The sequence below is a fragment of the Pseudomonas sp. AP19 genome, assembly GCF_001728855.1.
In the GTDB taxonomy this organism is placed as follows: Bacteria; Pseudomonadota; Gammaproteobacteria; order Pseudomonadales; family Pseudomonadaceae; genus Aquipseudomonas; species Aquipseudomonas fluorescens.
Genome location: NZ_LXJP01000020.1, coordinates 57,007 through 71,973 on the forward strand (window position 1 = coordinate 57,007; position 14,967 = coordinate 71,973).

The 14,967-nt window shown below is 60.3% G+C and carries 12 protein-coding genes; all 12 read left to right on the forward strand.

What is annotated here, in order from left to right:
* The first annotated feature begins 395 nt into the window (after window positions 1-395).
* The 12 genes from arcD to A7D21_RS15880 all read left to right on the forward strand — a co-directional run bounded on the left by arcD (window position 396) and on the right by A7D21_RS15880 (window position 14,881).
* Entirely contained in the window at window positions 396-1,823 is a 1,428-nt protein-coding gene (arcD, locus tag A7D21_RS15825; RefSeq protein WP_053257732.1) for an arginine-ornithine antiporter, read from the forward strand.
* A gap of 23 nt (window positions 1,824-1,846) precedes the next feature.
* Window positions 1,847-3,103: an arginine deiminase gene (gene arcA, locus A7D21_RS15830; protein WP_053257733.1), complete on the forward strand. Its 1,257-nt coding sequence runs from the start codon at window positions 1,847-1,849 to the stop codon at window positions 3,101-3,103.
* 69 nt (window positions 3,104-3,172) lie between these two features.
* A complete protein-coding gene (locus tag A7D21_RS15835) occupies window positions 3,173-4,183 on the forward strand; it encodes an ornithine carbamoyltransferase (RefSeq protein WP_069552082.1) in 1,011 nt (336 codons plus the stop codon).
* A gap of 169 nt (window positions 4,184-4,352) precedes the next feature.
* On the forward strand, window positions 4,353-5,282 hold the full coding sequence (gene arcC / locus A7D21_RS15840; protein WP_069552083.1) for a carbamate kinase: 930 nt from the start codon (window positions 4,353-4,355) through the stop codon (window positions 5,280-5,282).
* An 18-nt stretch (window positions 5,283-5,300) separates the two neighbouring features.
* Window positions 5,301-5,663 carry a DUF5064 family protein gene (locus tag A7D21_RS15845; RefSeq protein ID WP_053257735.1) on the forward strand — a complete coding sequence of 121 codons (363 nt, stop codon included), beginning with the start codon at window positions 5,301-5,303 and terminating at the stop codon, window positions 5,661-5,663.
* Between the two features lie 180 nt (window positions 5,664-5,843).
* Window positions 5,844-7,352, forward strand: a complete 1,509-nt coding sequence (locus tag A7D21_RS15850; RefSeq protein WP_053257736.1) for a sigma-54-dependent transcriptional regulator — start codon at window positions 5,844-5,846, stop codon at window positions 7,350-7,352.
* Between the two features lie 404 nt (window positions 7,353-7,756).
* Window positions 7,757-8,140 (forward strand): glycine cleavage system protein GcvH, encoded by a 384-nt coding sequence (gene gcvH, locus A7D21_RS15855; protein WP_053257737.1) that lies wholly within the window; start codon window positions 7,757-7,759, stop codon window positions 8,138-8,140.
* Window positions 8,141-8,150: 10 nt separating this feature from the next.
* Window positions 8,151-10,991, forward strand: a complete 2,841-nt coding sequence (gcvP, locus tag A7D21_RS15860; protein ID WP_069552084.1) for an aminomethyl-transferring glycine dehydrogenase — start codon at window positions 8,151-8,153, stop codon at window positions 10,989-10,991.
* A gap of 162 nt (window positions 10,992-11,153) precedes the next feature.
* Window positions 11,154-12,530 carry an L-serine ammonia-lyase gene (locus A7D21_RS15865; protein WP_053257739.1) on the forward strand — a complete coding sequence of 459 codons (1,377 nt, stop codon included), beginning with the start codon at window positions 11,154-11,156 and terminating at the stop codon, window positions 12,528-12,530.
* 39 nt (window positions 12,531-12,569) lie between these two features.
* Window positions 12,570-13,694: a glycine cleavage system aminomethyltransferase GcvT gene (gcvT, locus tag A7D21_RS15870; protein WP_053257740.1), complete on the forward strand. Its 1,125-nt coding sequence runs from the start codon at window positions 12,570-12,572 to the stop codon at window positions 13,692-13,694.
* Window positions 13,695-14,085: 391 nt separating this feature from the next.
* On the forward strand, window positions 14,086-14,298 hold the full coding sequence (locus A7D21_RS15875) for a cold-shock protein (RefSeq protein WP_017139143.1): 213 nt from the start codon (window positions 14,086-14,088) through the stop codon (window positions 14,296-14,298).
* Window positions 14,299-14,392: 94 nt separating this feature from the next.
* Window positions 14,393-14,881 (forward strand): RDD family protein, encoded by a 489-nt coding sequence (locus A7D21_RS15880; protein WP_053257741.1) that lies wholly within the window; start codon window positions 14,393-14,395, stop codon window positions 14,879-14,881.
* The last annotated feature ends 86 nt before the right edge of the window (window positions 14,882-14,967 follow it).

Consider the following 14,967-nt stretch of genomic DNA (forward strand, 5'->3'; position numbering starts at 1 on the left):
TTAATTCAGCGAGTGCAGCGTTTATTTAAGACGGCAATAAAACTCCCAGGCTCATACCATAACGGCATGACAGTTTGTAAAGTTTAGGTTTATTTAAAATTTAAACACGCCGACCTTTGGCCTGCCATTTAGCGCGTTTTCCGGCATTAAGTGGAAAAGTTTGCACATTCTGCAAAACGGACTAGCTTCAAACGTCCACGCCATAGGCCAAATCATTATTCATAACAGAGAGACCGCTCTAGAAAGCGTCTTTCCGAGCATACACCTGCTCAGGCGTTTCCTCCTTAAGTCATTAATTCACAATGGAATGTGCCAATGACGTGATCTAAGTCAGCTGTTTGATCAGCGCACAGATTTATTCTGTGGTCTCTCTTCTCCTGCATTGGAGTCACGCAATGTCTGACACTCCCGGAAAACTCCGATTAGGCGCACTGGTCGCACTGGTCGTGGGCTCAATGATTGGTGGCGGAATTTTCTCTCTGCCGCAAAACATGGCGGCCAGTGCCGATGTCGGCGCGGTGTTGATCGGCTGGGTAATTACCGCCATCGGCATGCTGACCCTCGCGTTCGTGTTCCAGACCCTGGCCAATCGCAAGCCTGACCTCGACGGCGGGGTGTATGCCTATGCCAAGGCCGGTTTCGGCGACTACATGGGTTTCTCGTCCGCCTGGGGCTACTGGATCAGCGCCTGGCTGGGCAACGTCGGTTACTTCGTGTTGCTGTTCAGCACCCTCGGTTACTTCTTCCCGATCTTCGGTGAAGGCAATACCCCGGCAGCCGTGATTGGCGCCTCGGTGTTGTTGTGGGCCGTGCACTTTCTGGTACTGCGCGGCATCAAGGAAGCGGCGTTCATCAACCTGGTGACCACCGTCGCCAAAGTGGTGCCGCTGGTGCTGTTCGTGTTGATCGCTGTGTTCGCGTTCAAGCTGGACATTTTCACCGCCGACATCTGGGGCCTGAAAAACCCGGACCTGGGCAGCGTGATGAACCAGGTGCGCAACATGATGCTGGTCACCGTGTGGGTGTTCATTGGCATTGAAGGCGCGAGCATCTTCTCGGCGCGAGCCGAAAAACGCACCGACGTCGGCAAGGCCACCGTGATCGGTTTTATCACCGTGCTGCTGTTCCTGATGCTGGTGAACGTACTGTCCCTGGGGATCATGACCCAACCGGAACTGGCCAAGCTGCAGAACCCGTCGATGGCCGCCGTGCTGGAGCATGTGGTGGGCCACTGGGGCGCGGTGCTGATCAGCGTCGGCCTGGTGATTTCCCTGCTGGGTGCCCTGCTGTCGTGGGTGCTGCTGTGTGCGGAAATCATGTTCGCCGCCGCCAAAGACCACACCATGCCGGCCTTCCTGCGTAAGGAAAACGCCAACCATGTGCCGGCCAACGCCCTGTGGCTGACCAACGCCATGGTGCAGATTTTCCTGGTGATCACGCTGTTTTCCGCCAGCACCTACCTGTCACTGATTTACCTCGCCACCTCAATGATCCTGGTGCCTTACCTGTGGTCGGCGGCGTACGCCCTGCTGCTGGCAGTACGCGGCGAGACTTACGAAAACGCCCTGCGCGAACGCAAGAAAGACCTGTTCATCGGCGCTATCGCGTTGATCTACGCGGTCTGGCTGCTCTACGCCGGCGGCACCAAGTACCTGCTGCTTTCTGCCCTGCTGTATGCCCCCGGCGTGATCCTGTTCGCCAAGGCCAAGCATGAGCTGGGCAAACCGATTTTCACCAACGTCGAGAAGCTGATATTCGCCGCGGTAGTCGTTGGCGCCCTGGTGGCAGCCTACGGGCTCTACGCCGGCTTCCTGACACTGTAATTGTTCTCACTGGAGGATCTGTAATGACCACGGAAAAAGTGAAGTACGGCGTACATTCCGAAGCCGGCAAACTGCGTAAAGTCATGGTGTGCTCCCCAGGTTTGGCCCACCAGCGGCTGACCCCCAACAACTGCGATGAACTGCTGTTCGATGACGTGCTGTGGGTCGCCCAGGCCAAGCGCGACCATTTCGACTTCGTCACCAAAATGCGCGAGCGGGACATTGATGTGCTGGAAATGCACAACCTGCTGACCGATATCGTCACCATTCCCGAAGCGCTGGACTGGATCCTTGAACGCAAGATCACCGCGAATACAGTTGGCCTGGGTTTGATCGATGAAGTCAGCGCCTGGCTGCGCAGCCTGGAGCCGCGCAAAATCAGCGAATTCCTGATTGGTGGCGTGTCGGCCGATGACCTGCCAAACAGCTTCGGTGGCAAGACCATCGAGATGTTCCGCGACTTTCTCGGCCACGCAAGCTTCATTCTGCCGCCGCTGCCGAACACGCAGTTCACCCGCGACACGACCTGCTGGATCTATGGCGGCGTAACGCTGAACCCGATGTACTGGCCGGCGCGACGCCAGGAAACCCTGCTGGCCTCCGCCATCTACAAATTCCACCCTGAGTTCACCAACGCAGACTTCCAGATCTGGTACGGCGACCCCGACCAGGAACACGGTGCCGCCACGCTGGAAGGCGGCGACGTCATGCCGATTGGCAATGGTGTCGTGCTGATCGGCATGGGTGAACGTTCGTCCCACCAGGCGATTGGCCAACTGGCGCGTAACCTGTTCAAAAACAACGCCGTGGAACGCGTGATCGTTGCCGGCCTGCCGAAATCCCGCGCTGCCATGCACCTGGACACCGTGTTCAGCTTCTGCGACCGCGACCTGGTCACCATCTTCCCCGAAGTGGTCAACCAGATCATTCCCTTCACCCTGCGCCCCGATGACAGCAAGCCGCACGGCATCGATATCCAACGGGAGAAAACCAACTTCCTCGAAACCGTCGCCGCAGCGCTCAACCTCAAGGCGCTGCGTGTGGTCGAGACCGGCGGCAACAGCTTCGCCGCCGAGCGCGAGCAGTGGGATGACGGCAACAACGTGGTGGCCCTGGAGCCTGGCGTGGTGATCGGTTACGACCGCAACACCTACACCAACACCCTGTTGCGCAAGGCCGGTGTGGAAGTCATCACCATCAGCGCCGGTGAACTCGGCCGCGGCCGTGGCGGCGGCCACTGCATGACCTGCCCGATCATCCGCGACCCCATCGACTATTGATTTTTTGGCCTTGGCCGCTGCTTATCCAGCAGCGGCCAGGGGGATAACCGAAACCTAAGGAGATCCATCATGGCTTTTAACATGCGCAACCGCAGCCTGCTCTCGCTGATGCACCACACCACTCGCGAGCTCAACTACCTGCTGGACCTGTCCCGCGACCTCAAGCGCGCCAAATACACCGGCACCGAGCGTCCGCACCTGCAGGGCAAAAACATCGCGCTGATCTTCGAAAAAACCTCGACCCGCACCCGCTGCGCATTCGAAGTGGCGGCCCATGACCAGGGTGCCCACGTCACCTATATCGACCCGGTGTCGTCGCAAATCGGCCACAAAGAAAGCATGAAAGACACCGCCCGCGTCTTGGGCCGCATGTTCGATGCCATCGAGTACCGTGGTTTCGAGCAGGAAATCGTCGAAGAGCTGGCCAAGTTCGCCGGCGTGCCGGTGTTCAACGGCCTTACCGCCGAATTCCACCCGACCCAAATGATCGCCGACACCCTGACCATGCGCGAACACAGCGACAAGCCGTTGCATGACATCAGCTACGCCTACCTGGGCGACGCCCGTTACAACATGGGCAATTCGCTGCTGATGATCGGCGCCAAGCTGGGCATGGACGTGCGCATCGGCGCGCCGAAAGCGCTGTGGCCGCATGAAGATTTCATCAAGCAGTGCCAGTCGTTTGCCGAAGAAAGCGGCGCACGCATCACCATCACCGAGGACCCGAAAGAGGCGGTCAAAGGCGTCGACTTCATCCACACCGATATCTGGGTGTCCATGGGCGAGCCGGTGGAAGCGTGGGACGAGCGTATCGAGCAACTGCTGCCGTACCAGGTCAACGCCAAGATGATGAAGGCCTCGGGCAACCCTCGCGTGAAGTTCATGCACTGCTTGCCGGCGTTCCATAACAGCGAAACCAAAGTCGGCAAGGACATCGCCGCGCGCTACCCGAACCTGGCCAATGGCGTGGAAGTGACCGAGGAGGTGTTCGAGTCGCCAGCCAACATCGCGTTTGAGCAGGCGGAAAACCGCATGCACACCATCAAGGCGATCCTGGTGTCGGCGCTCGCGGATATCTAATCCAACCCCGCTCCCACTGTCGGAACACAGCCAATGTGGGAGCGGGCTTGCTCGCGAAAGCGGCGCGTCAGTCAGCCTCTGTATCAACTGATCCACCCTATTCGCGAGCACGCCCGCCCCCACATTTTCTCCTGTGTTCACAACGATGATTTTCAGAAGGACATTTATTATGCGTATCGTCGTTGCACTGGGCGGTAACGCCCTGCTCCGCCGTGGTGAACCCATGACCGCGGACAACCAACGCGCCAATATCCGGATCGCCACCGAACAGATCGCCAAGATTTACCCCGGCAACGAGCTGGTGATCGCCCACGGCAATGGCCCGCAGGTCGGCCTGCTGTCGTTGCAGGCGGCGGCCTACACCCAGGTTTCGCCTTACCCGCTGGACGTGTTGGGCGCTGAGACCGAAGGCATGATCGGCTACATCATCGAACAGGAATTGGGCAACCTGCTGGATTTCGAAGTGCCGTTTGCCACGCTGCTCACCCAAGTAGAAGTGGACCCCAAGGACCCGGCCTTCAAGAACCCCACCAAGCCTATCGGCCCGGTCTACTCCAAAGCCGACGCCGAAAAGCTCGCCGCCGAAAAAGGCTGGGCCATTGCCCCCGATGGCGATAAATACCGCCGCGTGGTGGCGAGCCCGCGCCCGAAACACATCTTCGAAATTCGCCCGATCAAGTGGTTGCTGGAAAAAAGCGCCATCGTGATCTGCGCCGGTGGCGGCGGGATTCCAACGATGTATGGCGAAGACGGCAAACTGCGCGGCATTGAAGCTGTCATCGACAAAGACCTGTGTTCCTCGCTATTGGCCGCGCAACTGGACGCCGATTTGCTGGTGATCGCCACCGACGTCAACGCGGCCTTTATCGACTACGGCAAGCCAACCCAGAAGGCCATCGCCCAGGCTCACCCTGACGAAATGGAAAAACTCGGCTTCGCCGCCGGCTCCATGGGGCCGAAGGTGCAAGCGGCCTGTGAGTTCGCCCGCCAGACTGGCAAAACCGCCGTCATCGGTTCACTCTCGGACATCGAAGCCATCGTCCAGGGCCGCGCCGGCACACGCATCAGCACGGCCAAACCCGGGATCAGTTACCTGTGAAGTAGAGGAGAAATGCCTATGGCCACCTTTGAACCTGGTCACCTGCACATCGAACGCCACGCGCTCAACAAGGACGACTACAGCTACAACCTGTGCATCGACTACGAGGTCAGCCAGGATCCAGAGGAAGGTAAGGGAATGCTCTTCAAGATGCACGGCTCGGTACAAGGCAAGGAGCTCAAGGAGGAGTTCTTTCTGCCCAAGGATCAGGCCTTCGACTTTGCCCGGCATGCGATGAACATCGCGCAGAAATATGGAATGCCGAAGGTTGCGACGCTCAATGGCACCATGCATAAACAGTACGATTTGATGTTTGAAGATGTGCGGCATCAGCTGGATGTGAAGGCGGGAGACCCCATCAAGCCTGAGCACCTGGGCTAAGCCCCTTGCACTGCCCCCCCCTGAATGTGGGAGGGGGCTTGCTCCCGATTGCGCTGGTTCAGTCACCCGTTGTGTCAGCTGACACAGCGTATTCGCGAGCAAGCCCGCTCCCACATTTTGATCTCCATCAACGCCAAGGCATACTGGCCACCCTCCGCACTCCAGAATCAAGATCCACCCATGCGTATCCACGTCAGCTTCATCGACCGCGTCGGCATTACCCAGGAAGTCCTGGCCCTGCTCGGTGGGCGCAATCTCAACCTGGATGCGGTGGAGATGGTGCCGCCCAACGTCTATATCGATGCGCCGACCCTCAGCGCCGAGGTGCTGGAAGAACTGCGCGACGCGTTGTTCAGCGTGCACGGGGTCCAAGCGGTCACCGTGGTGGATATCCTCCCCGGCCAACGCCGCCACCTGCAACTCGATGCCCTGCTGGCCGCCATGACCGACCCGGTGCTGGCCCTGGACAGCGCGGGCAAGATCCTGCTGGCCAACCCGGCGCTGATCGCCCTGTACGGTCGCGAGCCGGCCGGGGAAAGCATCAGCGAACTGTTCAACGACCCGGCGCTGCTGGACACCTTGCTGGAGCAAGGCTTTCGCCTGCCGCTGCGCGAGATCAGCGTCAACGGTCAGACCTTGCTGCTCGATGCCACGCCGATCACCGACGCCGGCGCCCTGCTCACCCTGTACCCACCCAACCGGATCGGCGAACAGTTGTCGGCGCTGCACCACGACCATGCCGAAGGGTTTGATGCGCTGTTGGGCGAGTCACCAGCAATTCGCACCCTGAAGGCGCGCGCGCAACGGGTGGCGGCGTTGGATGCCCCGCTGTTGATCCAGGGCGAAACCGGCACCGGCAAAGAGCTGGTGGCACGTGCCTGCCACGCCATCAGCGCCCGCCACAGTGCGCCGTTCCTGGCCCTGAACTGCGCGGCGTTACCGGAAAACCTCGCCGAGAGCGAGCTGTTCGGTTATGCCCCGGGTGCCTTTACCGGGGCGCAACGGGGTGGCAAACCGGGGCTGATGGAACTGGCCAACCAGGGCACCGTGTTCCTGGATGAAATCGGCGAAATGTCGCCGTACTTGCAGGCCAAGCTGCTGCGGTTTCTCAACGATGGCAGCTTTCGCCGCGTGGGCGGTGACCGCGAAGTGAAGGTCAATGTGCGCATTCTCAGCGCCACCCACCGCGACCTGGAAAAGATGGTCAGCGAGGGCACCTTTCGCGAAGACCTGTTCTACCGCCTCAATGTGCTCAACGTCGAAGTGCCGCCGCTGCGTGAACGCGGCCAGGACATTCTGCTGCTCGCCCGCTACTTCATGCAGCAGGCCTGCGCACAGATCCAGCGCCCTGTGTGCCGCCTGGCACCCGGCACTTACCCGGCGCTGTTGGGCAACCGCTGGCCAGGCAATGTGCGCCAGTTGCAGAACGTGATCTTCCGCGCCGCCGCTATCTGCGAAAGCAGCCTGGTAGACATCGGCGACCTGGACATCGCCGGCACCTCGGTGGCCCGCCAAAACGACGCCGAGGTCGACAGCCTGGAACAGGCGGTGGAAGACTTCGAACGCAGCCTGCTCGAAAAGCTTTACGCCAGCTACCCCTCGACCCGCCAACTGGCCAGCCGCCTGCAAACCTCTCATACCGCCATTGCCCATCGACTGCGCAAATACGGCATCCCCAACAAGCCCTGACGGCACTCGATCTCAATGTGGGAGCGGGCTTGCTCGCGAATGCGCCGTGTCAGCTGACATAGCTGGTGACTGAACCACCGCAATCGGGAGCAAGCCCCCTCCCACATTGGATTGCATTGCAAGTGTGGTCTGAGAACGACATCCGCTGTACTGAAAGCGCTACAGCGTAACGATATCGCTACAACCCTGTTTTTTGCGCGCCATGCAAGGCTTTGATCCACATAGGCTTTTTTTCGCGCACCCAGCTGTAGCGAAATCGCTACAGCCAGAACACATAAGCTCATAACCATTTTTATCAACTCATTGATTTTTAACGATTTAATGAGATTGGCCGCGATATTGCTAAGCAACTCCCCATTATTCCAATCCCGTCCACCAGACGAATCTGGCCCTGAGGAGTTTCCATGAGCGAGTTGCGTTTCACTGAAGATCACGAATGGCTGCGCGCCGAAGCCGATGGCAGCGTCACCGTGGGTATCACCGCTTTCGCGCAGAACGCGTTGGGTGATGTGGTTTTCGTGCAACTGCCGGAGTTGCAGTCCTACGCGAAGGGCGCAGAAGCCTCCACCGTTGAATCGGTCAAGGCCGCAAGCGGCGTCTACATGCCGCTGGACGGCGAAGTCCTCGAAGTCAACGCGCAACTCGATGGCAGCCCGGAGCTGGTCAACGAAGACCCGACGGGCGAAGGTTGGTTCTTCCGCTTTAAACCCGCCGATGCCGATGCAGTGGCTAAGCTGTTGGATCAGGATGCGTACGACCGCCTGATCAAAGCCAACGCTGAAGCCTGAGGAGCGCGCCATGACGATCAATCTCAGCACCGCCAACGAATTCATCGCCCGTCATATCGGCCCGCGCCAGGAAGATGAGCAGCACATGCTTGCCAGCCTGGGCTTTGACTCCCTGGAAGCCTTGAGCGCCAGCGTCATTCCGGAAAGCATCAAGGGCACCAGCGTGCTCGGCCTGGAAGACGGCCTGAGCGAAGCCGAGGCCCTGGTCAAGATCAAGGCCATCGCCGGCAAGAACCAGCTGTTCAAGACCTACATCGGCCAGGGTTACTACAACTGCCACACGCCGTCGCCGATCCTGCGCAACCTGCTGGAAAACCCGGCCTGGTACACCGCCTACACCCCGTACCAGCCAGAGATTTCCCAAGGCCGTCTGGAAGCGCTGCTGAACTTCCAGACCCTGATCAGCGACCTCACCGGCCTGCCGATCGCCAACGCCTCCCTGCTCGATGAAGCCACCGCCGCTGCCGAAGCCATGACCTTCTGCAAACGCCTGAGCAAGAACAAAGGCAGCAACGCCTTCTTCGCCTCCGTGCACAGCCACCCGCAAACCCTCGACGTGCTACGCACGCGTGCCGAGCCGCTGGGCATCGATGTGGTGGTGGGCGATGAGCGCGAACTGACCGACGTCAGCCCGTTCTTCGGCGCCCTGCTGCAATACCCGGCCAGCAACGGTGACGTGTTTGATTACCGCGAGCTGACCGAACGCTTCCACACCGCCAACGCGCTGGTCGCCGTGGCTGCCGACCTGTTGGCCCTGACCCTGCTGACCCCGCCGGGTGAGTTCGGCGCCGACGTGGCCATCGGCAGCGCGCAACGCTTCGGCGTGCCGCTGGGCTTTGGTGGCCCGCACGCGGCGTACTTCTCCACCAAGGATGCGTTCAAGCGCGACATGCCGGGCCGTCTGGTCGGGGTGTCCGTTGACCGCTTCGGCAAGCCGGCCCTGCGCCTGGCCATGCAGACCCGCGAGCAACATATCCGTCGCGAGAAAGCCACCAGCAACATCTGCACCGCCCAGGTACTGCTGGCCAACATCGCCAGCATGTACGCCGTGTACCACGGTCCCAAAGGACTGACCCAGATCGCTCAGCGCATTCACCAGCTGACCGCGATCCTGGCCAAGGGCTTGACCGCCCTGGGCGTGAAGGTCGAGCAAGACCATTTCTTCGACACCCTGACCCTCAACACTGGCGCCCACACGGCCGCCCTGCACGACAAGGCCCGCGCCCAGCGCATCAACCTGCGTGTGGTCGACGCCCAGCGTCTGGGCCTGTCGGTCGACGAAACCACCACCCAGGCCGATATCGAAACCCTGTGGTCGCTCTTCGCCGATGGCAAAGCCCTGCCGGACTTCGCCGCTAACGTGGAAAGCACCCTGCCGGCCGCGCTGCTGCGCCAATCGCCGATCCTCAGTCACCCGGTGTTCAACCGTTACCATTCGGAAACCGAGCTGATGCGCTACCTGCGCAAGCTGGCCGACAAGGACCTGGCACTGGACCGCACCATGATCCCGCTGGGCTCGTGCACCATGAAACTCAACGCCGCCAGCGAAATGATCCCGGTGACCTGGGCCGAGTTCGGTGCCCTGCACCCGTTCGCCCCGGCCGAGCAAAGCGCCGGCTACCTGCAACTGACCTCCGAACTGGAAGCCATGCTCTGCGCAGCCACCGGTTATGACGCAATCTCACTGCAACCGAACGCCGGTTCCCAGGGCGAGTACGCCGGCCTTCTGGCCATCCGTGCCTACCACCAGAGCCGTGGCGAAGAACGCCGTGACATCTGCCTGATCCCATCGTCGGCCCACGGCACCAACCCCGCTACCGCCAACATGGCCGGCATGCGCGTGGTTGTCACCGCGTGCGACGCACGTGGCAACGTCGACATCGAAGACCTGCGCGCCAAGGCCATCGAGCACCGCGACCACCTCGCGGCACTGATGATCACCTACCCGTCCACCCACGGCGTGTTCGAAGAAGGCATCCGCGAAATCTGCGGCATCATTCACGACAATGGCGGCCAGGTGTACATCGACGGCGCCAACATGAACGCGATGGTCGGCCTGTGCGCACCGGGCAAGTTCGGCGGCGACGTGTCCCACCTGAACCTGCACAAGACCTTCTGCATTCCCCACGGTGGTGGCGGCCCGGGTGTTGGCCCGATTGGCGTCAAATCGCACCTCACGCCATTCTTGCCTGGCCACGCGGCCATGGAACGCAAGGAAGGCGCGGTGTGCGCGGCGCCCTTCGGCAGCGCGAGCATCCTGCCGATCACCTGGATGTACATCAGCATGATGGGCGGCGCGGGCCTCAAGCGCGCTTCGCAGTTGGCGATCCTGAATGCCAACTACATTTCCCGTCGCCTCGAAGAGCACTACCCAGTGCTCTACACCGGCAGCAATGGCCTGGTGGCGCACGAGTGCATCCTGGACCTGCGCCCATTGAAGGACAGCAGCGGCATCAGCGTTGATGACGTGGCCAAGCGCCTGATCGATTTCGGCTTCCACGCGCCGACCATGTCGTTCCCGGTAGCGGGCACGCTGATGATCGAGCCGACCGAAAGCGAATCCAAGGAAGAACTGGACCGCTTCTGTGACGCGATGATTGCCATCCGCGAAGAGATCCGCGCGGTGGAAAACGGCACCCTGGACAAGGAAGACAACCCCCTGAAAAACGCCCCGCACACCGCGGCCGAACTGGTGGGCGAATGGAGCCACCCGTACAGCCGTGAACAAGCGGTGTACCCGGTTGCGTCGTTGATCGAAGGCAAGTACTGGCCGCCGGTTGGCCGGGTCGACAACGTGTTTGGCGATCGCAACCTGGTGTGTGCGTGCCCGTCGATCGAGAGCTACGCCTGATCTGACGGGAGGGATGCGGTCAAACATGGGGGAGCGGGCTTGCTCGCGAATGCGGGGGATCAGTCACTGGATGCATCAACTGACACTCCGCTTTCGCGAGCAAGCCGGCGCCCACATGTGACCGCGTTCATCCGATAAATAATAAGAAACCGGAGAACAACCATGTCCCTTAGCGTGTTCGACCTGTTCAAGATTGGCATCGGCCCCTCCAGCTCCCACACGGTCGGCCCGATGCGCGCTGCGGCCCGATTCGTCGAAGGCCTCAAGCGCGACAACCTGCTGAGCGCCACCACCGGCATCAAGGTGGAACTCTATGGATCGCTGGGCGCCACCGGTAAAGGCCACGGCAGTGACAAGGCCGTGCTGCTGGGCCTGGAAGGCGAACACCCGGACACCGTCAATACTGAAACCGTGGCTGCACGCCTCGCGCAAATGCGCAGCGACGGTCGCTTGAACCTGCTTGGCGAACACCGCATTGCGTTCAACGAGAAAGAACACCTGGCGATGATTCGCAAACCCCTCGCCTACCATCCCAATGGCATGATTTTTCGTGCCTTCGATGCGGCGGGCATCCAGATTCGCAGCCGCGAGTACTACTCGGTCGGCGGCGGTTTTGTCGTCGATGAAGATGCCGCCGGCGCCGACCGGATTGTCGAAGACACCACGCCGCTGACCTTTCCGTTCAAGCACGCCAAAGACTTGCTGGGGCATTGCGCTACCTACGGGCTGTCGATCAGCCAGGTGATGCTGACCAATGAAAGTGCCTGGCGCCCGGAAGCGGAAACCCGCGCCGGTCTATTGAAAATCTGGCAAGTGATGCAGGACTGCGTCGACGCCGGCTGTCGCAACGAAGGGATTTTGCCCGGTGGTTTGAAGGTCAAGCGCCGCGCCGCTGCCCTGCATCGCCAGCTGTGCAAGAACCCGGAATCGGCGCTGCGTGACCCGCTGTCGGTGCTGGACTGGGTCAATCTGTACGCGCTGGCGGTCAACGAAGAAAACGCCAATGGCGGCCGCGTAGTGACCGCGCCCACCAACGGCGCCGCCGGGATTGTGCCGGCCGTGTTGCATTACTACATGCGTTTTATCCCCGGCGCGAACGAGGACGGCGTGGTGCGTTTTCTGCTCACCGCCGCCGCCATCGGCATTTTGTACAAGGAAAACGCCTCGATCTCCGGGGCCGAAGTCGGCTGCCAGGGTGAAGTCGGCGTGGCCTGCTCGATGGCAGCCGGCGCGCTGTGCGAAGTGCTGGGCGGCAGCGTGTCCCAAGTGGAAAACGCCGCCGAGATCGGCATGGAGCACAACCTCGGCCTGACCTGCGACCCGATTGGCGGGCTGGTGCAGGTGCCGTGCATCGAGCGCAATGCCATGGGCTCGGTCAAGGCGATCAATGCGGTGCGTATGGCTTTGCGCGGTGATGGGCAGCACTTCGTCTCGCTGGATAAAGTCATCCGCACCATGCGCCAGACCGGCGCCGATATGAAAAGTAAATACAAGGAAACCGCCCGTGGCGGTTTGGCGGTCAACATTATCGAGTGCTGACGCCTACAAGCGCGTCCGCACGTTTTTCAGGAGCTGAACATGTCCACCGAAACCCTGTTGAAAACCCCATTGCACGCCCTGCACCTCGAACTGGGCGCGCGCATGGTGCCCTTCGCCGGCTACGACATGCCGGTGCAATACCCGCTGGGCGTGATGAAGGAACACCTGCACACCCGTGAACACGCCGGGTTGTTCGACGTGTCCCACATGGGCCAGATCCGCCTGACCGGCGCCAATGCCGCCAAAGCCCTGGAAACGCTGGTACCCGTCGACATCATCGACCTGCCGGTCGGCATGCAGCGCTACGCCATGTTCACCAATGACCAGGGCGGCATTCTCGACGACCTGATGGTGGCCAACCTGGGTAACGACGAACTGTTCCTGGTGGTCAACGCCGCCTGCAAGGATCAGGACCTGGCGCACCTGCGCCAACATATCGGCGACCAGTGCAGCATTGAGCCACTGTTCGAAGAGCGCGCCTTGCTGGCCCTGCAAGGCCCGGCGGCCGTGAAAGTCTTGGCGCGCCTGGCACCTGAAGTGACCAAGATGACGTTCATGCAGTTCGCCAGCCTGCGCCTGTTGGGCGTGGACTGCTACGTCAGCCGCTCCGGTTACACGGGCGAAGACGGGTTTGAAATCTCGGTGCCGGCCGCCAACGCCGAAAGCCTTGCGCGCAGCCTGCTGGCCGAAGCCGAAGTACACGCCATCGGCCTGGGCGCCCGCGACTCGCTGCGCCTGGAAGCTGGCCTGTGCCTGTACGGCCACGACATGAACACCGACACCACCCCCATCGAAGCCAGCCTGCTGTGGGCGATCTCCAAGGCCCGCCGTGCCGACGGCGCACGTGCCGGTGGCTTCCCGGGTGCCGAGCGCATTTTCAGCCAACAGCAAGCCGGTGTGAGCCGCAAGCGTGTCGGCCTGCTGCCACAGGAACGTACGCCCGTGCGTGAAGGCGCCGAAATCGTCGATGAGCACGGCACCGTGATCGGCAGCGTGTGCAGCGGTGGCTTTGGCCCGACGCTGGGCGGCCCGCTTGCCATGGGTTACCTGGACAGCGCATTTATTGCACTGGACACCGAAGTGTCTGCGTTGGTACGTGGGAAAAAGGTGCCGCTGCGTGTAAGTAAAATGCCATTTGTACCGCAACGTTACTTCCGCGGCTGATTGACTGTTCCTATAAGTAACGCGGTTGCGTTAACGCGCACTAATTTGTAACGCAACCGCCATAAAAGAGTGCATTGACGATAGTCATTTTAATAGGCGCAAACCTATAACAAGTGAGCAACGCTATCGAATATGTGGGATCCACTTTTAGTCAACGAAGTGTCATATGGCCGAGCAAAACCTGGGGATTCTCCGGGGCTTGTTTTTTCCATATTAGTTGACGTAGAGTTTAGCCACTGTGTTTGCATGGGTCGCTTTGAACCTGGACCTGGGCAGTAGCCATAAGTTTGCTACAACCCGTTCGACGTCTCTTACTTTCCTGCAACCCAGCCCAGTACTCTTTCATGTGAAAGGGGCTGTCATTAATTTTTAGCGTCAAAGGAAATAAGAAATGTCGAATCGTCAGAGCGGTACCGTCAAGTGGTTTAACGACGAGAAAGGGTTTGGTTTTATCACTCCAGAAAGCGGTCCGGATCTGTTCGTGCATTTCCGCGCTATTCAGGGCAATGGCTTCAAGAGCCTGAAAGAAGGCCAGAAAGTGTCTTTCATCGCCGTGCAAGGCCAGAAAGGCATGCAGGCTGACGAAGTACAAGCAGAAGGCTGATCCTTACTGCGACAAAAAGCCCCTGATGGTGACATCAGGGGCTTTTTTATGTGCGTTTGCTCGTAAAATGGCTTTTTTCTCAAGAGAGACGGCCATGCCCAAACCTTTGTTGAGCCCCCAAGGCGAATTCCCCGCCGTTGGCCTGGGCCGTCGTCTGGCAGCGATGTTCTATGACTTCCTGTTGTGCACCGCGCTGCTGATCGTCACCGCGTTTATCTACAAGCTGGTGTGGATGGCGTTTATCGGCGAAGCCAGGATGCGCACGCTCACCGAGTCCGGCGCGCTGGACGGCGACCCGCTGCTGTCAACGATTCTGTTTTTTGTGCTGTTTGGTTTTTTCGCCATGTTCTGGACTTATTCAGGGCAGACCCTGGGCATGCAAGTGTGGGGCGTGCGCGTGCAGAACGCTGACGGTTCGCGGATCAGCCTGTGGCAAGCGCTGCTGCGGTTCGTGGTGTCGATTGCGTCATGGTTGTGTGTGGGGCTGGGGTTTATCTGGTCGCTGTTTGATAAACAGAAACGCAGCTGGCATGACATTTATTCGGATACCCAACTGGTGCGGATTCCGAAGCAGAAGAAATAAACGCTGAATAGTGGAGGTTCAAATGTGGGAGCGGGCTTGCTCGCGAATGCGCAGTGTCAGTTGATATATCTGGTGTCTGAACCACC